Consider the following 23094-nt stretch of genomic DNA (forward strand, 5'->3'; position numbering starts at 1 on the left):
GTGTCTGCCGGTGTGTCTCGATCCGGTCACGGGGCCGGGCTTCCGGTCAGAACGGACACGACGCTCCCTAGTCTGGTGAGCATGGTCACAGCAGATGCCTCGATGCCGCTGCTGCGCGTCACGAACCTCCTCAAGCACTTCCCCGGAGCGAAGGCGCTCGACGGGGTGGACTTCGACGTCCGCGCCGGCGAGGTCCACTGCCTGCTCGGGCAGAACGGCGCCGGCAAGTCCACCCTGATCAAGGTGCTGGCCGGCGCGCACCAGAGAGATGGCGGGGAGATCCGCTGGCAGGACGAGGTGGTGACGATCGGCTCGCCCACCAGGGCGCTGGAACTCGGCATCGCCACCATGTATCAAGAGCTCGACGTGGTCGACGGCCTGACCGTGGCGGAGAACGTCTACCTCGGGCACGAGCTCTCCCGCGGCGGACTCCTCCGGCACGCCGAGGCGCGCGTCCGCACCCGGGATGTGCTGCACCGTCTCGGCCATCCTGAGATCCGCCCCGGCCAGGACGTGGGCAGCCTCTCCGCGGCCGGCAAGCAGATCGTCTCGATGGCGCGCGCCCTGTCCCACGACGCGCAGGTGATCGTGATGGACGAGCCCTCCGCGGTGCTGGACCCGGAGGAGGTGGACAACCTCTTCCACGTGGTCGAGTCGCTGACCGCCGACGGTCTCGCCGTCATCTACATCTCCCACCGGCTGGAGGAGATCCGGCGCATCGGCGACCGGATCACGGTGCTCAAGGACGGCCGGACCGTGGCCTCCGGGCTCGCGGTGGCGGACACCCCGACCGGCGACCTCATCGAGATGATGACCGGTCGGCGGGTCGAGAGCGATTTCGGCGGCACCGGCGTCGAGGAGTTCGGCGAGGTGAGGCTGCGCGTCGAGGGCCTCGCGCTGGCCGGCATGTTCGAGGACGTGAGCTTCGAGGTCCGCTCCGGGCAGATCCTCGGCCTGGCGGGCCTGGTCGGGGCCGGACGCTCCGAGATCCTCGAGACGCTCTACGGGGCGCGGCCCGCGGCCGCCGGCACCGTCACCGTCGGCGGACGCCCGCTGCGCACAGGGTCCGTCGCCCGGGCGGTGGGCCGCGGCATCGGACTGGCCCCGGAGGAGCGCAAGAGCCAAGGGCTGCTGCTGGACGAACCGGTGTACCGCAACATCACCCTGTCCTCCTTCGCCAGGTTCGCGCGCAGCGGCCTTCTCGACGAGCGTGCCGAACGCCGGGCCGCCGGGGAGCAGATCGAGGCGCTCCGCCTCGCCCCCGACGATCCCGACCGGCGGACCCGGACCCTGTCCGGAGGCAACCAGCAGAAGGTGATGCTGGCGCGCTGGCTGGTGCACGGCTGCGAGGTGCTGCTGCTGGACGAGCCGACCCGCGGGGTCGACGTCGGCGCGCGCGCCGAGATCTACACGCTGATCCGCCGCCTGGCCCACCAGGGCACCGCGGTCGTCGTCGTCTCCAGCGAGATCGACGAGGTCCTCGGCCTCGCCGACCGGGTGCTCGTCGTCGCGGACGGTGCCGTCGTGCACGACGGTCCCGCCGATCAGATCGACGAGCACGGGGTGCTCGACCTCGTCATGGAAGGAAACGCCCATGAGTGAGCAGGCTCCGCGCAGCGACGGGAGCGCAGAGCCCGGCAGCGGGCCCGCGCCGTCGGGCGCGGTCGCGACGGAGCCGGTCGCCGGCAGCGGCGGGACGGACTCCCGCGCCCGTCCCGGCCGTGGCGCGGGGCTGGGCCGCAGCCTCGGGCTGGTCATCGCCCTGTTGCTCATCTGCCTGGTGGGCGCGCTGACGGCCGGTGACCGCTTCCTCGACGTCGACAACGTCCTGACCATCGTCCGCGGGGCCGCAGTGATCGGGGTGGTGAGCATCGGGATGACCTTCGTCATCACGGCCGGAGGCATCGACCTCTCGGTCGGCTCGGTGCTGGGACTGGCCAGCGTCTGGGCGACCACCTTGGCGACCCAGGCCATGGCCGAGGACGTGCACTGGGCGGTGATGGTGTTCACGGGGGTCGCGGTCGGCACCACGGCGGGCATCGTCAACGGGATCGTCGTCTCCTACGGCAGGGTGGTCTCCTTCATCGCCACCTTCGCCATGCTGATCGCCGCCCGCGGCCTCGCCGAGATCATCTCCGGGCGCGGCACGCAGCTGGTCACCGACGAGGGCTTCGACGCCTTCTTCAACGGCAGCGTCCTCGGCGTCCCGACCATCGTGTGGATGTTCCTCGTGGTCGCAGCGCTCGGCTGGATGGTGCTGAACCGGACCACCTTCGGTCGTCGCACCGTGGCCGTCGGCGGCAACGCGGAGGCCGCCCGCCTGGCGGGGATCAACATCCGGCGCCATACCGTGTACGTCTTCGCCCTCAGCGGCTTCACCGCCGGTCTCGCCGCCGTGATGATGCTGGGGCGCACGGGCGCCGGCAGCTCGACCAACGGGACGCTGTACGAGCTCGACGCCATCGCGGCCGTCGTCGTCGGCGGGACGCTCCTGATCGGCGGGCGGGGCACGATCGTCGGCACCGTGATCGGTGTGCTCATCTTCCAGACCCTGACCAACGTCTTCGTGCTGAACAACCTCTCGACCTCGGTCCAGGCGCTGGTCCAGGGCGCGATCATCGTGATCGCGGTCCTCCTCCAGCAGCGCTTCGTGGTCCGCGCCAGATCGACCTGAGCGGATACGTCGGCCTGCCCGCGCCGACGCGCCCGTCCTCGCCTGTCCGTCCCATCCATCACGACATCAACACGACATCAAGGAGCACCTCCCATGATCGCATCGATGACGCTGCGTCGCCGTGCCACGGCCTTCCTCGCCGTGCTCGCTTCGGCCGCCCTGCTCGCCTCGTGCACCGGGAACACGCCGGAGGCCGTCGGCGAGGGCGGCGGAGGCGGCGGTGGGGCCGAGGCCGGCAGCAGCAACGACGAGCCGGGCGAGACGGTCACGATCGGCTTCTCCGCACCCGCCGCCGACCACGGCTGGATGGGCGCGATGAGCACCCGCGCCCAGGAGGTGGCCGACGAGTACGAGGACGTCGAGCTGCTGGTGGCCGAGGGCACCAACGACGTCAACCTCCAGATCAGCCAGATCGAGACGTTCATCAACAACGACGAGGTGGACGCCATCGTCGTGGTCCCCTTCGACGGCGCCGCGCTGACCGGCGTCGCCCTGGAGGCGATGGAAGCCGGTATCCCGGTCATCAACGTCGACCGCGAGTTCTCCGACCCCAACGCGGCCCGTCTGACCGTGGTGGGGGACAACTACGGCATGGGTCACAACGCCGGTGAGTACATCTGCGAGCGCGTGGGCGATGACCCCGAAGCGGTGATCGCCGAGGTCGCCGGCATCTCCTCCCTGCCCCTGACCGAGGAGCGCACCCAGGGCTTCGAGGACGCGCTCGGCGAGTGCGGCCAGGACGTCGACAATCGGGTCTCCGCGGACTTCACCGTCCAGGGCGGCGAGTCGGCCACCTCCAATCTGCTGCAGGCCGCACCGGAGATCGACGCCCTCTGGAACCACGACGACGACCAGGGCGTCGGCGTCCTGTCCGCGATCGAGAACGCCGGCCGCGACGAGTTCTTCATGGTCGGCGGTGCCGGCTCGGCGAACATGATGCGCCACATCCAGGAGGGCGACTCGGTCGTCGAGGCCACGGTGGTCTACCCCGCCAGCCAGGCCGCCAACGGCGTGGCGATGGCCCGACTGCTCGCCCAGGACAAGGCGGTCTCCGACCTCGTCGAGAACGAGATCCCGCGCCGCATCCAGCTGTACGCACCGGTCGTGACCGAGGAGAACGTCGACGAGTACATCGACTCGGCCTTCGAGTCCTGAGCCGACCCGCGAACCTGCCGGCGGCGGTGCGCCGCAGGAGGTGCCGAGTCGACGGCGGGGCTCAGACCTCGGTCTGGGCCCGGTGGATCACTGGGGCGGCCTGCTCGACCTGCCACGGGCGAGCGCCCAGCTCGGCGAGCTGGGCGCCGATCTCCGGCTCCGTCGGCACGTCCTCGTGTTCCCAGACCCAGTGCCGCAGCAGGGCGGGTTGCAGGAGGTTCTCCGCGGGCAGCTCCAGGTCCTCGGCGCGCTGACCGACGGCCGCGCGCACCAGTTGGTATCTCTCCCACACCTCCGGGTACTTCTTGGACCAGAGCTTGTGCGGCGGGGGGTAGGAGCGCTCGCTGCGCTCGGGAAGATGGGAGGCGGGCAGCTCGAGCCCTGACCGCGCCGCCTGCCACCACATGTCCTTGCGGCGCAGCTTCGCCGGCAGCGCCCGGTCGAAGGCGTCCCGTCCGCGGGGGGCTTCCTTGGCCGCGGTGACCAGATCACGGTCCTTGATCACACGGTGCGGGGAGAGGTCCTCCGCGGCGGCCATCTCGTCGCGCCGGGTCCACATCTCACGAGCTGCGGCCAGCTGCTTGACCGAGCGCAGACCGCCCAGGCCGTGCAACCCGCGCCAGGTCGAGGATCGGGTCGGGCCGTGGTCGCGCAGCAGCTCGTGCGCGAACTCCTGGCGGGCCCACTCGTCCTTGCCGTCCTCCCGCAGCCGCTCGGCGAGGACGTCGCGGACCTCCACCAGCACCTCGACGTCGAGCGCCGCGTAGGTGAGCCAGCCCTCCGGCAGCGGGCGCCGCGACCAGTCGGCGGCAGAATGCTCCTTGGCCAGATGCAGCCCGAGGGCGTCCTCGACGACGGCGCCGAGCCCGACCCTCTCCATCCCCAGCAGCCGGGCGGCGAGCTCGGTGTCGAACAGCGTCGAGGTGCCCATACCGAGCTCGGCCAGGCTGGGCAGATCCTGCCCGGCGGCGTGCAGCACCCATTCCCGCTCGGCCAGCAGGTCCAGCAGGGTCGCGGGCAGGGTGAAGGCCAGCGGATCGATCAGAGCGGTGCCCGCGGCCTCGGTGCGCAGCTGCACCAGGTAGGCGCGGGAGCTGTAGCGGTAGCTCGAGGCGCGCTCGGCGTCGACCGCGACGGGCTCCTGCGGTGCGGTCGAGGCGGCCTCGCACCAGGCGAGCAGGGGCTGGATCCGATCGATGACCGGGACGAGGCCGTCGCGAGGAGCGGTCAGGTCGGTGACGGGGGCGGGCTCTGTCACCGGGGGTCTCCGGCTTCCTCGGGGCGCGGCGCCCTCGCATGGTGGGTGGGGGCGATCGGGGCGATCCGCGGCGGGGCAGGGGGCAGCCCACCCGCGGCGGCCAGCATCGCCGTCCAGGCGGCGAAGTGGGGAGCGAGCTCGGGGGCGGGGTCCGCACCGTCGGAGCCGTCCCCGCTCTCGGGGGTCCAGGACACGCGCATCTCGACGTCCACGGTCGAGGGACGCTCGGCGAGCGCCCCGTAGGACTGCGAGACCACTCGGGTGGCGGTGCAGCCCAGCTCCCGGGAGTCCGCGCCGTGCAGCTCGAGAGACTCGGTGACCCAGGACCAGGCCACGTCCCCCAGCATCGACTCGACCGCGAACTCCGGTTCCAGCTGTGCCTGGACGAGCGCCACCATCCGGTAGCTGCCGTCCCAGGCCTCCTGGCCGGCGGGATCGTGGAGGATCACCAGGCGCCCCGAGGCGAGCTCCTCGTCGTGGACCAGGATCTCGCCGGTGCAGGCCCACGTGGACGGGGCCATCTTCGAGGGCGCAGGGATCTCGCGCCACGTGAACTCCGGGCGGAGCGTGGCGCTGGTCATGGCGTCGACGGCGGCACGAAAGGTGTCGTCGCCGGTGCGGATTCGATGGACGGGCACGCTGGGAGACTAGTCGCGCGCCGTGGTCACGACGGGCAGGCGCGCCGGGGTCGCCCCGCTCCGCGGCCCCGTCCCCTGTCGGTGTCCGACAGCGCGTGTCGTCGTGCCCTCGTCAGCTGGCGGGGGTGTCGCCGCCGTCGGCGTCGTCGCTGTGGACGAGGCTGACGGAGTTGATGCAGTAGCGCTGGTCGGTCGGGGTGGCGAAGCCCTCGCCCTCGAAGACGTGGCCGAGATGCGAGCCGCACGTGGCGCAGCGGACCTCGATGCGGCGCATGCCCAGGGAGGTGTCCTCGAGCAGTTCGACCGCGTCGGAGTCCGTCGGCGCGTAGAAGGAGGGCCAGCCGCAGTGCGCGTCGAACTGGGTCTCGGCGGTGAACAGCTCAGCGCCGCAGGCCTTGCACGCATACGTGCCGGCGGGGCGGACCTCCTCGTACTTCCCGGTGCCGGGCCGCTCGGTGCCGCCTTGGCGGAGCACCTGGTAGTCGGCGGGGGAGAGGCGCTCCCGCCACTGTTCGTCGGTGATGGTGAGAGGGTACGTGCGGGTGCCGATGGGTTCGGTGGACATCGAAGCTTCCTCCGCTCTGCGACGCCCCGGGCGTCGCGTTGATGCGCGGGATGCGCTGATCCCGCTGAGGATGGTGAACGCGGTGTTCACAGTCTCGATCCTAGTGCGTGGATAGGATGGACGGCATGACGTGTGAGCAGGATCGGTCCCGCCCCACCACCAGTCTTCTCGGTCGGGCCCGGGCCGTCCGACCTCGCTTCGACCAGGGACGCTGGGCCGAAACGGTGTTCATCGGTGCGGTCGGCGCCGTCTCGGCGTTCACGCTCAGCGCAGGGCTGCTCGCCGCCGGCGCCCGGGTGATGGCGAGACTGCCGCTGGTTCCGCAGCAGGGGATGCGGGGTCGGCCTGATCTGCCGGTGCGCGCGGTGCACACCGACCGGGTGCATCTCGAGGCGACCTCCGAGTCCGCTCGCGACGGCTACCTCGCGCTGCGGCAGTCCGGGGGCACCGTCCACGTCCGTCTGGGGCCGGTCCAGGGCCGTCCCACCCCCACCACGGTCGCCCGGCCGCTGCTGGCCGCGGACACGGCCGAGCCGCTCCAGGTGGCCAAGGCCGCCGTCAACGGCTTCTTCTGGGCCGGCACCCCGACCACCGCCCATGGCCTGGAGACCGAGGAGGTCGAGGTCGACTCGCCCGTGGGATCGATGCCCGCCTGGCTGGTGCGTCCCGAGGAGTCGGCCGGCTCCGTGCCCGGGCAGGCCGACACCTGGGCGATCCTGATCCACGGCCACGGCTCCATGCGCGGGGAAGCGCTGCGGGTGATCCCGCTGCTGCACCGCCTGGGCCTGACCAGCCTGACCATCACCTACCGCAATGACACCGGCGCCCCGGACTCCGCGGACCGGATGTACCACCTCGGGGCCGACGAGTGGGAGGACACCGAGGCCGCGATCGACTTCGCGCTGGCGCACGGCGCCCGACGCATCGTGCTGATGGGCTGGTCGATGGGCGGCGGCATCGCCCTGCGCGCCTCCGTGCGCTCGGCGCACCGGGATCGGGTCGTCGCCCTGGTGCTCGACTCCCCGGCGGTGGACTGGCAGGACATCCTGATCTATCACGCCACCGCCCTGAAGGCCCCGCGGCCGATGCGCACCCTGGCGATGTGGATGATGACCTCGCCGGCCGGTGCCCGGATGGTCCAGCTGCACGAGGCGCTCGCGCTGGACGAGATGACGCCCGAGCACTACGCCGACCACCTCATCCATCCCACCCAGCTGTTCCACGCCCTGGACGACGCGACCGTGCCGCCGGGACCGAGCCGTCGCCTGGCCGCGCTGCGCCCCGACGTGGTGGAGTTCGTGCCGTTCGAAGGCGCCTCCCATACGCGCGAGTGGAACCGCGACCCCGTCCGGTACGAGCGCCAGCTGGCCGACTTCCTCGGCCGGGTGCTCGGCCTCGAGCACGAGGTCGACGCGCTGCAGCTGCCGGTGCGCGATCCGGCGTCGGCGGCCCTCGAGGACTCGATCGGGCTGCGGCTGTGATCGACCGACGGCCACGGGTCCGCTGACGCGGGTCCGCGGACCACGGGGCTGCGGATCGCGCGTGACGGGACGGTCGGAGCCGTCAGCGTCCGCGGCGGTACCGCGCGATCGTCGCGTGCTCGCCGACCAGCAGCGACATCTGCTCCCAGCCCTGGTCGTGCTCCGGCCCGTGCAGGACGCGAGGGGAGGGGCCGCCGACCGTGCGGTGCGTGGCCGACAGGCACAGCTCATCGAGCAGACCGGCGGCGGCGAGCTGCCCCAGCGTCGAGGGGCCGCCCTCCGCCTGGATGGCGCGCAGTCCGCGGGCGGCCAGACCCTGGATCGCCGCTGCCGGGGTGGCGGCCGGGATCACCTGCTCCGGATGCACCCCGGCACGCCGCCCGGCGTCGGACGCGGCGTCCGGCGAGGCGATCAGGAGAAGGCCGCCCCGACGATCCAGCGCAGGGGGCAGAGCCCCGCTGTTCGACCAGACGGCGAGGGCCGGGCTCGGCGCCCCGCCGGGGCGCCGGGACGGCTCCAGCAGATCCTCGCGCCCCCGCACCGAGGAGTAGTCCTCCACCCGCACCGTCCCGGCCCCGACCAGCACCACGTCCGTCAGCGCGCGCAGCACGCCGAACACCAGGGAATCGTCGGGATTGCGCAGCGGCCCGCTGGTGCCGTCGGCCCCGTGGACCGCACCGTCGAGGGTGGTGTTCATCATCGCCCGGACGTGCACGGAGCCGGCGGGCAGCGCGGGGAGGGCGTAGAGGTCCGCGATCGTCCGTGCGGCCTCGGTTCCGTCGCCCAGCGGGCGAGGGGCGGGCAGCAGCGCTCCATCTCGCAGCAGCAGATGCACGGGGACCTCCTGGGACGGTGCCGGGACGACAGGGGGACGACGGCGGGACGACGGGACGGCAGCGGGGTGTGGCACCGATCATCGTCCACGGCGGCCATCCGCACGAATCGTCACCGGTGGCACGGGCGGACCATACACTGACCGCCGTGACTGAAGCGCTCTGCGACCGACGGCCCGCCCCGACCCTCGAGCGGATGCTCGCGGACCTGGTGCCCCCGCCGCGGTTCGCCCGTGCCCGGCTCGAGAACTACGTGCCCGACCCCGCCTACTCCTCCCAGGAGGAGGCGAAGCAGCGGATCGGCGAGTTCGCCGCGGAGCTGGGCCGGCCCACCGGAGGCTTCCTGGCCAAGCTGCGTCGCCGTCACCGCGCGGCCCGCGGCATCTACCTCGACGGCGGCTTCGGCGTCGGCAAGACCCACCTGCTGACCTCTCTGTTCCACGCGGCCCCGGGCAAGCGCGTCTACGGCACCTTCGTGGAGTACACGGACCTGGTCGGCGCCCTCGGCTTCCAGCGGGCCGTGGACCTGCTCGGCGAGTCGGTGCTGGTGTGCATCGACGAGTTCGAGCTCGACGATCCCGGTGACACGCTGCTGATGACCCGGCTGATCCGAGAGCTGTCCGATCGAGGGGTGGCCGTCGTGGCCACTTCCAACACGCTGCCGGACTCTCTCGGGGAAGGGCGTTTCGCGGCCCAGGACTTCCTGCGCGAGATCCAGGCGATGGCCGAGCGGTTCCAGGTGCTGCGCATCGACGGCGAGGACTACCGCCGCCGCGACAGCGTCGCCGAGATCCGCTCCCTGCCCGAACCCGTGGTGCGGGAGCACGCCGCGGAGCGGACCGACACCACTCTCGACGGCTTCGACGAGCTGCTGAAGCACCTCACCATGGTCCACCCCTCCCGCTACGGCGCCCTGATCGACCGCGTCAGCTCCGCCCACCTGACCGGGCTGCACGGCCTGACCCATCACCATGACGCCCTGCGGTTCGTGGTGCTGGTGGACCGTCTCTACGACCGCGAGGTGCCGACGCTGGTCTCGACCGGGCCCGAGGCCGACGTCGTCGAAGATCTCTTCGCCCCCGACCTGCTGTCCAGCGGCTACCGCAAAAAGTACTACCGCGCGCTGTCGCGTTTGGCCTCCCTCGCGCACGACGGCGCAGGTCTGCTGGTCGGCGACGCCGACGGGCCGGCCGGCGAGCGCAGCGCGTGAGAGGGCCCCGCACGTGAGCGAGCCCAGCGCATGAACCGGCCGACGAGGCCTCCGGGACCGGACGGCCCCGCGCGCCGCTCCCGCTCGGAGCAGGCGCGCCGCACCCTCGCCGCACGCATCATGGACGGCGCCCTGGTGCCAGGCGCGCCACTGCGCATCGGGGCGCTGTCCGAGGAGCTCGGCATGAGCGCGACCCCGGTGCGCGAGGCCCTGCACCTGCTGACCGGCGAGAAGCTCGTCGAGTACCTGCCGATGCGCGGCTTCGTCGTCACCCGGCCCCCGGACGACGAGCACGTGCGCACCATGGGGGAGGCCCGGGAGCTCCTCGAGCCGGAGCTGGCCGCGCTCGCCGCCGAGCGCGCCGCCCCCGCAGAGCGCGACGCCCTGGCGGCCACCCTCGAGCGGACGGCCGCGGCCGGGGTCGGCGCCCGCTTCACGGAGTACGAGGGATACCTCGACCATTCCAGCGCCTTCCACGCCGAGATCGCCGCCGCGGCGCGCAGTCCCTATCTGGCCGCTGCGCTCGAGGCGATCCCCGTGCACACACTGCGCTTCCGGCGCTTCGGCCGGGCGGGCGTGGACGACGCCGAGATCTCGGTGCGCGAGCATGCGGCCGTGCTCGCCGCCATCGGGCGCGGGGATGCCCGGGCGGCGCGTGAGGCGATGACGGCGCATGTGCGTGCCGTGACGGAGCGAGCGCTGGCCACCGGGGCGGATGCTGCGGGGCCCTGAGACGCGTCCGCTTCGCGCCAGCGGCAGGGACGCTGCCCGGCGAGGGCCACGGAGGCGCCGACCCCGAGGATGGCGAGTCCGCCCGTGCGCCCGGACATGACCATCCGCCGGCGCGAGGAGCCGAGCCAGGTGCGGGCACGCCCGGCAGCCGGCGCCCACGCCGTATCGGTCACCATCCCGATCAGGATGGGGACGAGGGCGAGCAGCAGCATCTGCTGCGCGGTGCTCCCGGGCATCACATCTCCCGCCGCCGATCCGCCACGGGGGCCCGCGTCGTCCTGCGGCTCAGCGGTCCGGCTCGAGATACAGCTCCTGGACGACGGCATGGTCCTTGCCGCCGTCGCCCCGGTCCACCGTCTCGCGGTACAGCTGAAGCAGGGTGGGCAGCAGCCGGGCGGGCAGGTCGGCGCTCTCGGCGGCGGCCGTGGCGTACCGCAGATCCTTGACCTGGTTGTCGGCGGATCCTCCCAGCGAGTACTCGCGCCAGATGAGCTTGTCCCTCTTCTGGGCGAGCACTTCGCTGCGGGCGAGTCCGCCCTCGAGCAGGGTCATCAGCTGCTGGACGTCGAGACCGGAGCGTCGGGCGAGGGCGACGGCCTCGGCGAGGGCGGCCAGGGTGCCGCCGACGACGACCTGATTGCACAGCTTGGCGACCATGCCGGTGCCGAGCGGACCCAGGTGCACGACGGTCCCGCCGATCACCTCCAGCACGTCGAGCACGGCCGCGACGTCGTCCCGGGCGCCGCCGACCATGAGCGAGAGGGTGCCGGCCGCGGCCCCGGCGACTCCTCCGGACATGGGGGCGTCGACCACGCCGATCCCGTCGGCCGAGAGATCCTCGGCCAGCTCGATCACCTGCTCGGGACCGGTCGTCGACAGCACCACCAGGCGGGCACCGGCGGCGCCCCAGGCCCGCCGCGTCGGGGTATCGAGCAGCTCACGCAGGGGCGCGACGTCCGGCAGCACGGACAGGATCACCGGTGCCGCGGCGTCCGCGGGGCTCGGGGCCCGGATCGCGCCGGCCGCGACCAGATCGTCGGCTCGGCTCGCCGTCCGGTTCCACACCACCGGGGTGAGGCCGGCGTCCAACAGCGTGGCGGCGATGGGGCGGCCCATCGGTCCCAGACCGATCACCGCGAGGCGGGGGGTGTCCATGGAAGCTCCTTCACAAGCGTCGGGCGGGGCCGTAGACTCAGAATCATATTTTATTTCAGGTCCCCCGTGGACCGTCCATCCGGGAGGGACGGCCCGACGCGCTCGTCCCCGTGACGAGTCGGATCACCCGTCCCTCCCTCCTTCGTGCACAGGAGCATCCCATGGCGCTGACGCCCTACCCGGCCTCCGATTTCCCGACCCGGCCCACCGCCCTGATCACCGGGGCCGCCTCCGAGCGCGGCATCGGTCGCGCCACCGCCCATCGCCTGGGCGCGGAGGGCTGGGCCGTGGCCGTGATCGACCTGGACGCCGCGGCCTCCGCGGCCGTCGCCCGGGACGTGGCCGAGCAGCACGGGGTGCCGACCCTGGGCCTGGGCGTCGACATCTCCGACGAACAGCAGGTCATCGACGCCGTCGCCCGCGTGGACGCCGAGCTGCCGCAGCTGGTGGGCGTGGTCAACAACGCCGGCATCTCCTCGCCGACCCCCTTCACCGAGGTCGGCACCGAGGAGTGGAAGCGGGTCTTCGACGTGAACGTCCACGGCACCTTCTTCGTCACCCGGGAGGCGGTGGCGATCTTCCGCCGCCACAGCCTGGGCCGCATCGTGAACGTCTCCAGCGCATCGGCCGAGCGCGGCGGCGGGGTCTACGGCCGCGCCGCCTACTCCGGCTCCAAGGCCGCCCTGCTGGGCCTGGCCAAGACCTGGGCGCGCGAGCTGGGCGAGTACGGCATCACCGCCAACTCGGTCGCCCCCGGGTCGATCGACACCGACATCATGGGCGGGAAGCTCAGCGACGAGCGCAAGGAGGTGCTGCTGCAGGAGCTCCCGGTGGGTCGGGTCGGCACGGTCGACGACGTCGCCGGGGCCGTCCACTACCTGCTGGGGCGGGACGGCGGCTACCTCACCGGCGTCACCCTCGACGTCAACGGCGGCTCCCATATCCACTGACCGGCCACCTCGGACCGATCACCCCACCGACCGCGCCGATCCGGGCAGAGCCGCCCCGTCGGCCCGAAGATCCCAGGAGAGACATGCCCGCCACCGGAACCCTCCACGTCGACCTCACCGGCTCGACCGCCGTCGTCACCGGCTCCACCCGCGGCATCGGCCGTGCGATCACCGAGCGCCTGCTCGCCTCCGGCGCCCGGGTGATCGGGCTGCAGCGGGGGACCGACCCCGTCGGCCCCGGCCACCGGTGCGTGGGCGTGGACCTCGCCGATCCCGTCTCCCGCACCGACGCGGTGGCCCAGGTGCTCGCCGAGCACGAGGTCGACCTGCTGGTCAACAACGCCGGCATCAACCTCCGCCACGAGTTCGAGCACTTCCCGCTCGAGGAGTTCTCCCAGGTCATGACCGTCAACCTGGAGGCGGTCGTGCAGCTGACCCAGGCATTCGGCCGTCCGATGCTCGCCCGCGGGCACGGGCGCATCGTCTCGATCGCCTCGATGCTCTCCTACTTCGGCGGCGTGAACGCCTCGGCCTACGCCGCCTCCAAGGGGGCCGTCGCCCAGCTGACGAAGTCCGTCGCCAACGAGTGGGCCGGGCGCGGGGTCGCCGTCAACGCCGTCGCCCCCGGCTACATCGCCACCGAGCTCAACGTGTCCCTGCGCGAGGACGAGGCTCGCGATGCCGAGATCGTCTCCCGGATCCCCGCCGGCCGCTGGGGCCGCGCCGAGGACATCGCCGGGACGGTGCTCTTCCTGGCCAGCGAGGGCGCCGACTACCTGCACGGGGCCGTGCTCCCGGTCGACGGCGGCTATCTCGGGCGCTGACCGTGCGACCCGGGCCCGGCCCATGGAAGGATCACCCCATGACCACCTCAGCACCGCTGCTCATCGCCATCCTGCGGGGGCTCACCCCCGCCGAGGCTCCAGCCATCGGCCTGGCCCTGCTCGAGGCGGGGATCACCCGCTTCGAGGTGCCGCTGAACTCTCCGCGCCCCTTCGATTCGATCCGACTCCTCGCCGAGCACTACGGGGAGCAGGCGGAGATCGGGGCGGGCACCGTCGTCGACCCCGCCGACGTGCCGCGGGTGGCCGAGGCCGGCGGCCGGCTCGTCGTCGCCCCGAACACCGACCCCGAGGTGATCGCCGACTCGCTCGAGCTCGGCCTGGTCCCGTACCCCGGCGTCGCGACCGCCACCGACGTCTTCGCGGCGCTGCGCGCCGGTGCCCAGCACCTGAAGATCTTCCCGGCCGACGCCCTCGGCACCGCGGTGCTGCGCGCCTGGGAGTCCGTCGTGCCCGACGGCACGGCCTTCCTGCCCGTCGGGGGCATCAGCACCGACACCCTCCCGACGTGGATCCGCGCGGGCGCCGCGGGAGCCGGGATCGGCTCGTTCCTCTATGCCCCCGGTCGTGACGCCGAGGAGGTGCGGGAGATCGCCGCCGAGCTGGTCCGCGCCGCCTCCGCCGCCCAGCAGCGGGAGGGCTCCGAGAGTTAGGGCGGTCAGAGACGGGGCGAGCGGCGACGGCGGGGCCCGGCCCGCCGCGGGTCCCGGCTCAGCCGGCGGCGCTGCCCAGCACCTCGGGGTTGAGGATGTTGCGCGGGGTGCGGCCGGCGAGGACCTCCACCACGTTCTCGATCACGCGACGCTTGAGCTCGGTCTCGGACTCCTCGCTGTACCAGGAGGCATGGGGCGTGAGCACCGCGGTCGGGCACGCGCGCAGCGGGCTGTCGTCCGGCAGCGGCTCGGTCTCGAACACGTCCAGACCGGCGCCGCGCAGCTGTCCTGACCGCAGCGCCCCGACCACGGCATCGGTGTCTACCACGCCGCCGCGGCTGGTGTTGACCAGCAGCGATCCGGGACGCATCCGGGCCAGCGTGGCCGTGGTGATCAGATGGTGGGTCTCCTCGGTGAGAGGGACATGGATGCTGAGCACGTCCGAGGTGGACAGCACCTCGTCGCGGGTGCGCACGGCGATGCCGTCCTCGGTGGTGGTCCCGGCCTCCCGCATCGGGTCGCAGCCCTGGACGGAGTATCCCAGCGCCCGTGCCTTGCGGGCGGTGGCCGCTCCGATGCGTCCCAGACCGATCACCCCGAAGGTCCGGGTGCCGAGCCGATGCATCGGCTTGACCGGGGCCAGCGAGTAGGTGCCCGCCCGCAGATTCCGGTCCAGCTCGACGATCCCGCGGGACAGCGTCACGGCCAGCGCGACGGCATGGTCGGAGACGTCCTCGGTGCCGTAGTCGGGCACGTTGGACACCGCCACCCCGCGCGCCGTGGCCGCAGCGACGTCGATGGTGTCGACCCCGACCCCGTAGCGTCCGATCGCCCGCACCGTCGGCAGGGCCTCGAGCACCCGGTCGGTGATCGGGGCGTACTGCACCAGGAGCCCGTCAGCACCCCGGGCGGCGGCGATCACCTCGTCCTCGGTGCGGGCCTGCTGACGGACCAGCTGGACGCCGGCGGCCTCGGCGACCGTCTCCTCCTCGGTGGTCCGCTCCTGGTCCAGGTCGGTGATGACGATCTTCATGGGGTCCTCTCCTCGGAGTGGGGCAGGGCAGGACGGGGACCGGCCGAGGGCCGGTCCCCGGGCCTCCGCCGGTCGATGTCGAGGCGGTCGACCTCGAGCCGGTCGATGTCGAGCGCGGCACTCATTCTCCGTGGAGCAGGAGGACCGCCGCGCCCGCGTCGGACATGTGGACGGTGCCGTCCGGCGCGTGGCGGACCGGCCCGAAGGAGGCGAGCACCTCCCGAGCCCGCGGCGCGCGGGGGAGGGATCCGGGGCCGCGATGGGCGAGCACCGCGAGGTCGCCGCGGCGCAGCAGCACGGAGGACTCGGCGAGGACGTCGACACGGGCGCTCCGCAGATCGCCGTCGCGCAGCGCGGGGTGCCGCCGCCGCAGGCCGATCAGGGTGCGGTACCACCGCAGCATCCGGGCATGGGCGTCCTCGGCGCGCTCCGCCCACGGCAGGATCGAGGCGGTGAAGGTCGAGCGGGCCTGCGGGTCGGGCACCGCATCGCCCCACCCCATCTCGGCGAACTCGGCCACCCGGCCCGCGCTCACCAGCGCCCCGAGCTCCTGGTCGTGGTCGGTGAAGAAGGCGAAGGGCGCGGAGGTCGCCCACTCCTCGCCCTGGAACAGCATCGGCGTGCCCGGCCCCAGGAGGATCAGCGCGCAGGCGGCGGCGTGCTGGGCGGGGGAGAGAACGTGGTGGATGCGATCGCCGGCGGCCCGGTTGCCCACCTGGTCGTGATCCTGCAGGAAGGTGACGAAGCTGTGGCCGTCGTAGTGCTCGCCGGCGGGATCGACCGGGGCTCCCCAGACGCTGCCGCGGAAGCTCGAGTACGTCCCGGCGTGCCAGAAGATCCGTGTCAGCACGGCGGCCAGCGCCTCGGCGGAGCCGAAGTCCGCGTAGTATCCCTCGCGCTCGCCGGTGATCCAGGCGTGCACCCCGTGGTGGACGTCGTCGGCCCATTGCAGGTCCATCCCGAGCCCTCCTGAGGCGGTGGGCGTGACGGTGGCCGGGTCGTTGCGGTCGGACTCGGCGATCAGGGTCAGCGGCCTCCCGGTCTCGACCTCCCAGGAGGAGACCGCCTCGGCCAGTTCGGCCAGGAAATGCTGCTCGGAGTCGTCGTGCAGCTCGTGGACCGCGTCCAGCCGCAGTCCGTCCAGCCCGACGTCGACCAGCCATTGCCGGGCGCTGCCCAGCAGGAAGTCCCGCACCGTGCGCGAGGCGGGCTGATCGAGGTTCACGGCCTCGCCCCACGGGGTCTCGTGGCGATCGGTGACGTACGGTCCGAACCGCCCGAGGTAGTTGCCGGCGGGCCCGAGATGGTTGTGGACCACGTCGAGCACCACGGCGAGACCGCGCCGATGGGCGGCGGCGACGAAGCGTGCCAGCCCCGTCGGCCCGCCGTAGGTCTCGTGGGTCGCGTACAGCCCGACGCCCTCGTAGCCCCACCCGCGGTCCCCGGGGAAGGTGGCGATCGGCATCAGCTCCACGGCGTCCACGCCCAGGTCCACGAGGTCGTCGAGACGCTCGATCGCCGAGTCGAAGGTGCCGCCGCGCCCGTCGGGGCCCGGGGTGAAGGTGCCCACGTGGAGCTCGTAGAGGACCTGCCCGCGCAGGTCCCGGCCCGCCCAGGTGGTCTCCTCACGCAGCGGGCGCGGATCGACGACGGTGGACTCGCCGTGGACGCCGTCGATCTGGCGCAGGGAGCGCGGGTCCGGCAGCCACGCCGGGTCCTCGTCGAGACGGAAGCTGTAGCGGGCACCGGGGACCGCCGTCACCTCGGCGAGCGTGAACCAGCCGTCCTCGCCGCGCTGCATCGCCTGCTCGAGACCGTCCACGCGCACGGTCACCGCACGGGCGTTCGGGGCCCACACCTCGTAGCGGTCGTAGGCCCGCGGGGCGACCGGTCGCGGGTCCGGGAGGCTCATCACTGCTCCTCCGCCTCCTCGGCGATCTGCTCCTCCGTCGCCTCGGCGGTGTCGCCGCAGCGCACCAGCAGGGTGACCGGCCAGGAGGACAGCAGGCCCTCGAGCGGCACCATCCCGCCGTCGACCTCCGCCCCGCCGAGGGTGTCCCGCCAGCGGCCCTCGGGCAGGGCGAGTTGCGAGTCCCCCCAGCCGCCGCGCTGGGCGAGGCCCTGCGCGAGGCGGGTGGCGACGACGGCCACCTCGACCGGCCCGTCGCCCACCGCGCGGCCGAAGGCGACCGCGTGCGAGGTGGTGGTCGGCAGCGGGCGATAGGCGGCGCCCCGGCCGCCGAACAGCTCAGGTCGCTGCCGGCGCAGGGCGAGGGCGCGGTGGGTCAGCCACAGCTTCTCGTCCCCGATCCCCTCGGGGCCGGCCCCGTCGATCATCCGTGCCAGCCGATCGGCCCGTGCGCCGTGGTCGACCTCGCGGCGGTTGTCGGGGTCCACCAGCGACAGGTCCACGGTCTCGTTGCCCTGGTAGACGTCCGGGACCCCGGGCATGGTCAGCTGGATCAGCTTCTGGCCGAGGATCGCGGCGCGCTGTGCCGGCAGGGTGCGCCGGGTCCACTCCGTCAGCAGGTCCTCCACCTCGGGGGAGGCGAGCGCCGCCCGGGACAGCTCCAGCACCTGCTGCTCGTACTCGACGTCCTGGTCGGTCCAGGTGGTGTGGACCTTCGCCTCGCGCATCGCCTTGAGCAGGTACCCCTCGAGGCGCTCGGTGGTGATCCGCGGAGCGGAGGAGCCGGGGAGGTCCCAGCATGCCGCGAGGGTCTGCCACAGCAGCAGCTCGATCGCCCCGTCGACCCGATCGCCGCGGGCATCGGCGGTGGCGCGGTCCAGGTCCTGGATCGTCAGCGCCCACTCCAGCGGCTGCTCGGTGAGCACCGCGAGACGCGCCCGCACGTCCTCGCTGCGCTTGGTGTCGTGGGTCGACAGCGTCGTCATCGCATCGGGGCGGGTGCGGACCCTGTCCAGGGCGTGATCATGGAGATCGTCGGGCTCCACCCCGATCCGCTCCGGATCCGCGCCGACCTCGTTGACGGCGATGAACCGGGTGTAGCGGTAGAACGCGGTGTCCTCCAGCCCCTTGGCATGCACCGGCCCGCAGGTCTGGGCGAAGCGCACGATCACCTCGGCGCGCCGGGCGCTGGCGGTGCGGCCCGCACTGCCCACCTCGTCCCCGCACACCAGGGCGACGACCGTCCCCAGCGCCGTCGCGAGGTCCTCGTCGTCGCCGAGCACGGCCTGGGCTCGCGCGGCCGCCTGCTCGATGACGGCGCGCTCGCCGCCGGGGGCGGGCTCGCCGGGCACGATGTAGGCGCGGTAGCGGTCCATCGAGCCCAGCAGGGCCCGCACCGCCGTCTGGATGTTGCGCCGGGTGGTGTCCCGCAGCCGGATGTCCTCCTGGCATATGTGGTGGATCAGCTCGGTGAGGCGCTCGAGCTCGGCCCACAGGCTGGTCGAGATGATCTGCTCGGTGGACTCCGCGGCGACCTCGGAGAAGGGTCGCAGGTCCCCGGTGCGGCGCTGCCACAGGTGCGTCAGCCCCAGAGCGCCGTGCGGGTCCTGGAACAGCCCGCCGACCCGCCACAGGGCGTCGTACCCGGTGGTGCCGGCGCAGGGGAGGTCTCCGGGCAGCTGCTCGTCCCCCTCCAGGATCTTCTCCACCACGGTCCAGGCGCCCCCGGTGGCCCGCTCCAGGTCCCGCAGATAACCCCGCGGATCCGCCAGGCCGTCCGGGTGGTCTATGCGGAAGCCGTCGATCACCCCCTCGGCCTGCAGCTCCAGCAGCGTCGCGTGAGTGGCCTCGAACACCTCCGGCAGCTCCACCCGGATCGCGGCCAGGGTGTCCACGTCGAAGAACCGCCGGTAGTTCAGCTCGTCGTCGGCGACCTTCCAGTAGGCCAGGCGGTACCACTGGCGGTCCAGCAGGTCCGCCAGCCCCAGGTGCTCGGTCCCGGCGGCCACCGGCAGCACGTGCTCGTAGTACCGCACCACCGCCTCGGTCGCCGTGGTGCCGTCGGCCTGGGGGACCTCGGCACGGTCGACGGTGATCTCCTCGTCCGCCAGCACCGCGCCGATCGGCCGGCCCAGCACCGGGACCAGGATGGAGCGCTCCGCCGAGGTGTCGGTATCGAACCAGTCGGCGAAGGGGGAGCCGGGCCCGTCGCGCAGCACCGACCACAGCGCACGGTTGTGCCAGATCGGGGTGGGGATCGCCATGTGGTTGGGCACCACGTCGACGATCAGCCCCATGTCGTGGGCGTGGGCCGCCGCGGCGAGGCGTCGCAGCGCCGCCTCCCCTCCGATCTCCGCACCGATCCGTGTGTGGTCGACCACGTCGTAGCCATGGGTGGAGCCCGGCGCGGCTTGCAGCACCGGGGAGCAGAACACGTGTCCCACCCCGAGCCGGTAGAGATAGGGGACCAGGGCGGCGGCGTCGTCAGCCGTGAAGCCCTCGTGCAGCTGCAGGCGATAGGTCGAGGTCGGCACGACCGCACGGGTACCGGTGCTCACGATGGTCTCCTTCTCCCGGGCGGCGAGCCCGGACGGGTGTGTCAGGCGCGGGCGGGCTGCTCGGTCTCCTCCACGGCGGGCGGGGTCTCGTCCTCGTCCACCGGTGGGCGCATGAGCACGAGCAGCGAGTGGCCGGGACGCGTGAGGGTCTCGCCGCCGGTGAAGGCGGTGCCGACCTCGACGGTGTCCCCGGTGCCCAGGACGACCTTCCAGCTCTCGCCGTGGTCCGCGGACGGCAGCGTGAAGTCGACGTCGTTGCCCGAGGCGTTGAACAGCAGCAGCGCCGAGTCGTCGATGATGCGCTGGCCCCGCAGGTTCGGCTCGGGGATCCCGGCGCCGTTGAGGAACACGGTCAGGCACTTGTTCTGCGCCGAGTCCCAGTCCTCGGCGGTCATCAGCGCCCCGTCGGTGCCCAGCCACTCGACGTCCGCGAGAGTCGAGCCGGCGCCGTCGCGCACGATGCCGCGCAGGAAGCGGCGACGGCGGAAGATCGGGTGCTCGCGGCGCAGCTCGATCATCGCCTGCGTGAACCAGAGCATCTCCATCTGGTCGGCGTCCAGCTCCCAGTCGACCCAGGAGGTCTCATTGTCCTGGCAGTAGGTGTTGTTGTTGCCGCCCTGGGTGCGGCCCATCTCGTCGCCGTGGAGGATCATGGGCACGCCCTGGCTCACCAGCAGCGTGGCCATGAGGTTCTTGGCCCTGCGCAGGCGCAGCGCCCGCACCTCCGGGTCGTCGCTGGGACCCTCGACGCCGGAGTTCCAGGAGCGGTTGTGGCTCTCTCCGTCCTGACCGTCCTCGCCGTTGGCCTCGTTGTGTCGCTCGTTGTAGGAGACCAGATCGCGCATCGTGAAGCCGTCATGGGCCGTGACGAAGTTGATCGAGGCGATCGGGGTGCGACCGGTGTGCTGGTACAGGTCCGAGCTGCCGGCCAGGCGGGAGGTGAACTCCCCGATGACCCCGGGCTCGGAGCGGTGGAAGTCGCGCACGGTGTCGCGATAGCTGCCGTTCCACTCCGACCACAGCGGCGGGAACCCGCCCACCTGGTATCCGCCCTCCCCGAGGTCCCACGGCTCGGCGATCAGCTTGACCTGTGAGATCACCGGATCCTGTTGGATGATGTCGAAGAAGGCAGACAGCCGGTCGACCTCGTGCAGCTCCCGCGCCAGGGTGGAGGCCAGGTCGAAGCGGAAGCCGTCCACGTGCATGTCGGTGACCCAGTAGCGCAGCGAGTCCATGATCAGCTGCAGCACGTGCGGGGTGCGCATCAGCAGCGAGTTCCCGGTGCCCGTGGTGTCGTAGTAGTGCGCGCGGTCCTCGTCCACCAGCCGGTAGTAGGCGGCGTTGTCGATCCCGCGGAAGCAGAGGGTCGGGCCGAGATGGTTGCCCTCGGCGGTGTGGTTGTAGACCACGTCGAGGATGACTTCGATGTCCGCCTCGTGCAGGTTCTTGACCATCTGCTTGAACTCCTGGACCTGCTGACCGCGATCGCCCGCATGGGCGTACTCGTTGTGCGGCGCGAAGAAGCCGATGGTGTTGTAGCCCCAGTAGTTGCGCAGACCGCTGTCCACCAGGTGCCCGTCCTGGACGAACTGGTGGACGGGCATCAGCTCCACCGCCGTGACCCCGAGCTCGGTGAGGTGCTCGATGATCGAGGGGTGGCCCATCGCCACGTAGCTGCCGCGGATGTTGTCGTCGATGTCCGGATGCAGCATCGTCAGGCCCTTGACGTGCGCCTCGTAGATGACGGTGTCGTGGTATTCGTGCGCGGGCGGGTGGTCGCTGCCCCAGTCGAAGAAGGGGGAGACGACCACCGAATGCATGGTGTGCTCGGCGGAGTCCTCGGTGTTGCGCTGCTCGGGATCCTCGAAGCTGTAGCTGTACAGCGACGGGTGATTGCTGGCCATCCCCGCGATCGCCTTCGCGTACGGATCCAGCAGCAGCTTCGAGGGGTCGCAGCGGTGCCCCGCATCGGGGTCGTAGGGGCCGTGGACGCGGTAGCCGTAGCGCTGCCCGGCCTGCACCGCGGGCAGGTAGACGTGCCAGACGTAGGCGTCGACCTCGGTGATCTCGACGCGCCGTTCGCTGCCGTCGTCGTCGATCAGGCACAGCTCGACCCGCTCGGCCGCCTCCGAGAAGAGAGCGAAGTTGGTGCCGGAGCCGTCGAAGGTGGCCCCCAGGGGGTAGGACTGACCGGTCCAGATCTGCATGGGCTCAGGGTAGCGGCACCAGGTCGGGAACTGCCCGGGGATGCGGCGGACGGTGGCGTGGAGGCCCGTCCGTGACCGGCGGTCGGCGCGGGAGCTCGGTGCTCCGGGGCCCGGGAACGACGAAGGCCCCAGCATCTGCCGGGGCCTTCCGTGGTGGGCGATACTGGGTTCGAACCAGTGACCTCTTCCGTGTCAGGGAAGCGCGCTACCGCTGCGCCAATCGCCCGGTGCGTCCGGGGACGCGGGAGAGGGACGGAGCGGACGACCGGATTCGAACCGGCGACCCTCACCTTGGCAAGGTGATGCTCTACCAACTGAGCTACGTCCGCGCATCGGCCAGGCCGACGAAGGAATACTCTAGGCGGGCCATGGCGTCCGTGCAAATGCATCTCGGCGGCAGTGTCGGAGGTCACGCGGGGTTTGTGTCGGCCCCGAGGTGGCATGCGCAGGACCGACGGCGCAGGGTGACGCGCACTGCCGACGCCGAGCGCGCGGCGGTGCCGGCGTGCGGGTGCGACGGTGTCGGGCCGGGGCGGCGGTGCCGGCGTGCGGGTGCAACGGTGTCGGGCCAAGGGCGGCGGTGCCGGCGCCTGCGCTGCGCCCCGGGGCGCGAGCACGACGTAGGTCACATCGGAACATGTCCAAAGGGCCCGCGGACCTCGTGTAAGCTTCTTCGAGTCCACTCCGGAGGGCGACATGTCAGCTCCGGGGGTCGACCACCTCGGGCGATTGGCGCAGTGGTAGCGCGCTTCCTTCACACGGAAGAGGTCACTGGTTCGAACCCAGTATCGCCCACGACAGGCTCTTCGGGTCCCTGTCACGCGGACGTAGCTCAGTTGGTAGAGCATCACCTTGCCAAGGTGAGGGTCGCCGGTTCGAATCCGGTCGTCCGCTCCGGGACAACGGTGCGCCCGACGTCTCGTCGGGAGCGCCGTTCCATGTGATGCACAGGCATCTCCGGTGGGTTGGCCGAGTGGTTAGGCAACGGCCTGCAAAGCCGTGTACACGGGTTCGAATCCCGTACCCACCTCCACCGCGGGCAGAATGCCTGCGGCGAGGGCGATTGGCGCAGCGGTAGCGCGCTTCCCTGACACGGAAGAGGTCACTGGTTCGAACCCAGTATCGCCCACCACCACGAAGGACCCCGGTCTGCGGACCGGGGTCCTTCGCCGTCCGAGGCCCGATGGCGGCGGTGGTCCACCGCCACGCTCCGGCGGGTCGGGCATGCTGCGTCCACTGGC

18 protein-coding genes and 6 tRNA genes are annotated in these 23094 nt (G+C 72.2%); 13 read left to right on the forward strand and 11 right to left on the reverse strand.

All coding sequences use genetic code 11. The features are described from left to right. Positions 1–81 precede the first annotated feature (81 nt). The 3 genes from BH708_RS01315 to BH708_RS01325 all read left to right on the forward strand — a co-directional run bounded on the left by BH708_RS01315 (position 82) and on the right by BH708_RS01325 (position 3829). Positions 82–1602 (forward strand): sugar ABC transporter ATP-binding protein, encoded by a 1521-nt coding sequence (locus BH708_RS01315; RefSeq protein ID WP_076805976.1) that lies wholly within the window; start codon positions 82–84, stop codon positions 1600–1602. Continuing rightward, the gene (locus tag BH708_RS01320; protein WP_076805979.1) at positions 1595–2674 is read left to right on the forward strand and encodes an ABC transporter permease; all 1080 of its coding nucleotides are present in this window, start codon (positions 1595–1597) and stop codon (positions 2672–2674) included. Before BH708_RS01315 ends, BH708_RS01320 begins: the two co-directional genes overlap by 8 nt. 93 nt (positions 2675–2767) lie before the next feature. Continuing rightward, positions 2768–3829 carry a substrate-binding domain-containing protein gene (locus BH708_RS01325; RefSeq protein WP_076805980.1) on the forward strand — a complete coding sequence of 354 codons (1062 nt, stop codon included), beginning with the start codon at positions 2768–2770 and terminating at the stop codon, positions 3827–3829. Between the two features lie 61 nt (positions 3830–3890). Here the strand turns inward: BH708_RS01325 and BH708_RS01330 are convergent, their stop codons facing one another. The 3 genes from BH708_RS01330 to msrB form a co-directional block, all read right to left on the reverse strand. Next, on the reverse strand, positions 3891–5087 hold the full coding sequence (locus BH708_RS01330; protein ID WP_076805982.1) for an HRDC domain-containing protein: 1197 nt from the start codon (positions 5085–5087) through the stop codon (positions 3891–3893). Further along, positions 5084–5725, reverse strand: coding sequence for a DUF3000 domain-containing protein (locus BH708_RS01335; protein ID WP_076805984.1), 642 nt, complete (start codon positions 5723–5725; stop codon positions 5084–5086). The genes BH708_RS01330 and BH708_RS01335 overlap by 4 nt, the downstream gene beginning before the upstream one ends. A gap of 112 nt (positions 5726–5837) precedes the next feature. After that, entirely contained in the window at positions 5838–6290 is a 453-nt protein-coding gene (gene msrB, locus BH708_RS01340; RefSeq protein WP_076805986.1) for a peptide-methionine (R)-S-oxide reductase MsrB, read from the reverse strand. 125 nt (positions 6291–6415) lie between these two features. Between msrB and BH708_RS01345 the strand changes: the two genes are divergently transcribed. Beyond that, the gene (locus BH708_RS01345) at positions 6416–7771 is read left to right on the forward strand and encodes a S9 family peptidase (RefSeq protein WP_076810638.1); all 1356 of its coding nucleotides are present in this window, start codon (positions 6416–6418) and stop codon (positions 7769–7771) included. A gap of 82 nt (positions 7772–7853) precedes the next feature. Here BH708_RS01345 and BH708_RS01350 read toward each other — a convergent pair whose 3' ends face one another. Further along, entirely contained in the window at positions 7854–8606 is a 753-nt protein-coding gene (locus BH708_RS01350; protein WP_076805988.1) for a dihydrofolate reductase family protein, read from the reverse strand. A gap of 146 nt (positions 8607–8752) precedes the next feature. On the opposite strand from BH708_RS01350, the gene zapE reads away from it, so the two are divergent. Together zapE and BH708_RS01360 are read left to right on the forward strand one after the other, a co-directional pair. Next, complete coding sequence (gene zapE / locus BH708_RS01355) at positions 8753–9814, forward strand: cell division protein ZapE (protein WP_076810640.1); 1062 nt, start codon at positions 8753–8755, stop codon at positions 9812–9814. Between the two features lie 30 nt (positions 9815–9844). Continuing rightward, positions 9845–10546, forward strand: coding sequence for a GntR family transcriptional regulator (locus BH708_RS01360; protein ID WP_076805990.1), 702 nt, complete (start codon positions 9845–9847; stop codon positions 10544–10546). Positions 10547–10831: 285 nt separating this feature from the next. Here BH708_RS01360 and BH708_RS01365 read toward each other — a convergent pair whose 3' ends face one another. After that, positions 10832–11701 (reverse strand): NAD(P)-dependent oxidoreductase, encoded by an 870-nt coding sequence (locus tag BH708_RS01365; protein WP_076805992.1) that lies wholly within the window; start codon positions 11699–11701, stop codon positions 10832–10834. Positions 11702–11862: 161 nt separating this feature from the next. On the opposite strand from BH708_RS01365, the gene BH708_RS01370 reads away from it, so the two are divergent. The 3 genes from BH708_RS01370 (at position 11863) to BH708_RS01380 (ending at position 14146) form a co-directional block, all read left to right on the forward strand. Beyond that, entirely contained in the window at positions 11863–12651 is a 789-nt protein-coding gene (locus tag BH708_RS01370) for an SDR family NAD(P)-dependent oxidoreductase (RefSeq protein WP_076805994.1), read from the forward strand. An 83-nt stretch (positions 12652–12734) separates the two neighbouring features. After that, the gene (locus BH708_RS01375; protein WP_076805996.1) at positions 12735–13475 is read left to right on the forward strand and encodes an SDR family oxidoreductase; all 741 of its coding nucleotides are present in this window, start codon (positions 12735–12737) and stop codon (positions 13473–13475) included. Positions 13476–13513: 38 nt separating this feature from the next. Next, the gene (locus tag BH708_RS01380; RefSeq protein ID WP_076805997.1) at positions 13514–14146 is read left to right on the forward strand and encodes a 2-dehydro-3-deoxy-6-phosphogalactonate aldolase; all 633 of its coding nucleotides are present in this window, start codon (positions 13514–13516) and stop codon (positions 14144–14146) included. Between the two features lie 58 nt (positions 14147–14204). Here BH708_RS01380 and BH708_RS01385 read toward each other — a convergent pair whose 3' ends face one another. The 6 genes from BH708_RS01385 to BH708_RS01410 all read right to left on the reverse strand — a co-directional run bounded on the left by BH708_RS01385 (position 14205) and on the right by BH708_RS01410 (position 22182). After that, positions 14205–15179 carry a C-terminal binding protein gene (locus BH708_RS01385; protein WP_076805999.1) on the reverse strand — a complete coding sequence of 325 codons (975 nt, stop codon included), beginning with the start codon at positions 15177–15179 and terminating at the stop codon, positions 14205–14207. Between the two features lie 121 nt (positions 15180–15300). Beyond that, complete coding sequence (treZ, locus tag BH708_RS01390) at positions 15301–17091, reverse strand: malto-oligosyltrehalose trehalohydrolase (protein WP_076806000.1); 1791 nt, start codon at positions 17089–17091, stop codon at positions 15301–15303. Beyond that, positions 17091–19646, reverse strand: a complete 2556-nt coding sequence (treY, locus tag BH708_RS01395; protein WP_083713185.1) for a malto-oligosyltrehalose synthase — start codon at positions 19644–19646, stop codon at positions 17091–17093. The genes treZ and treY overlap by 1 nt, the downstream gene beginning before the upstream one ends. Positions 19647–19687: 41 nt before the next feature. Beyond that, the gene (gene glgX, locus BH708_RS01400) at positions 19688–21853 is read right to left on the reverse strand and encodes a glycogen debranching protein GlgX (RefSeq protein WP_076806002.1); all 2166 of its coding nucleotides are present in this window, start codon (positions 21851–21853) and stop codon (positions 19688–19690) included. Between the two features lie 151 nt (positions 21854–22004). Next, positions 22005–22079 (reverse strand) — tRNA-Val (locus BH708_RS01405). 30 nt (positions 22080–22109) lie between these two features. Continuing rightward, a tRNA-Gly gene (locus tag BH708_RS01410) sits at positions 22110–22182 on the reverse strand. 394 nt (positions 22183–22576) lie between these two features. Here BH708_RS01410 and BH708_RS01415 point away from each other — a divergent pair. From BH708_RS01415 to BH708_RS01430, 4 genes are all read left to right on the forward strand, one after another. Further along, a tRNA-Val gene (locus BH708_RS01415) sits at positions 22577–22648 on the forward strand. A 26-nt stretch (positions 22649–22674) separates the two neighbouring features. Next, positions 22675–22747: transfer RNA gene (locus BH708_RS01420), tRNA-Gly, on the forward strand. 65 nt (positions 22748–22812) lie between these two features. Next, a tRNA-Cys gene (locus tag BH708_RS01425) sits at positions 22813–22886 on the forward strand. Between the two features lie 24 nt (positions 22887–22910). Next, a tRNA-Val gene (locus BH708_RS01430) sits at positions 22911–22985 on the forward strand. Positions 22986–23094 lie beyond the last annotated feature (109 nt).

The sequence above is a fragment of the Brachybacterium sp. P6-10-X1 genome (assembly GCF_001969445.1).
GTDB lineage: Bacteria > Actinomycetota > Actinomycetes > Actinomycetales > Dermabacteraceae > Brachybacterium.

What these genes read in the sequence shown, in the direction of transcription:
- BH708_RS01385 (WP_076805999.1), bottom strand. Translation starts at nt 15,179, where the DNA reads ATGAAGATCGTCATCACCGACCTGGACCAGGAGCGGACCACCGAGGAG.
- BH708_RS01365 (WP_076805992.1), bottom strand. Translation starts at nt 11,701, where the DNA reads ATGGACACCCCCCGCCTCGCGGTGATCGGTCTGGGACCGATGGGCCGC.
- BH708_RS01380 (WP_076805997.1), top strand. Translation starts at nt 13,514, where the DNA reads ATGACCACCTCAGCACCGCTGCTCATCGCCATCCTGCGGGGGCTCACC.
- BH708_RS01315 (WP_076805976.1), top strand. Translation starts at nt 82, where the DNA reads ATGGTCACAGCAGATGCCTCGATGCCGCTGCTGCGCGTCACGAACCTC.
- glgX (WP_076806002.1), bottom strand. Translation starts at nt 21,853, where the DNA reads ATGCAGATCTGGACCGGTCAGTCCTACCCCCTGGGGGCCACCTTCGAC.
- BH708_RS01370 (WP_076805994.1), top strand. Translation starts at nt 11,863, where the DNA reads ATGGCGCTGACGCCCTACCCGGCCTCCGATTTCCCGACCCGGCCCACC.
- BH708_RS01345 (WP_076810638.1), top strand. Translation starts at nt 6,416, where the DNA reads ATGACGTGTGAGCAGGATCGGTCCCGCCCCACCACCAGTCTTCTCGGT.
- treZ (WP_076806000.1), bottom strand. Translation starts at nt 17,091, where the DNA reads ATGAGCCTCCCGGACCCGCGACCGGTCGCCCCGCGGGCCTACGACCGC.
- msrB (WP_076805986.1), bottom strand. Translation starts at nt 6,290, where the DNA reads ATGTCCACCGAACCCATCGGCACCCGCACGTACCCTCTCACCATCACC.
- BH708_RS01360 (WP_076805990.1), top strand. Translation starts at nt 9,845, where the DNA reads ATGAACCGGCCGACGAGGCCTCCGGGACCGGACGGCCCCGCGCGCCGC.
- BH708_RS01325 (WP_076805980.1), top strand. Translation starts at nt 2,768, where the DNA reads ATGATCGCATCGATGACGCTGCGTCGCCGTGCCACGGCCTTCCTCGCC.
- BH708_RS01320 (WP_076805979.1), top strand. Translation starts at nt 1,595, where the DNA reads ATGAGTGAGCAGGCTCCGCGCAGCGACGGGAGCGCAGAGCCCGGCAGC.
- BH708_RS01375 (WP_076805996.1), top strand. Translation starts at nt 12,735, where the DNA reads ATGCCCGCCACCGGAACCCTCCACGTCGACCTCACCGGCTCGACCGCC.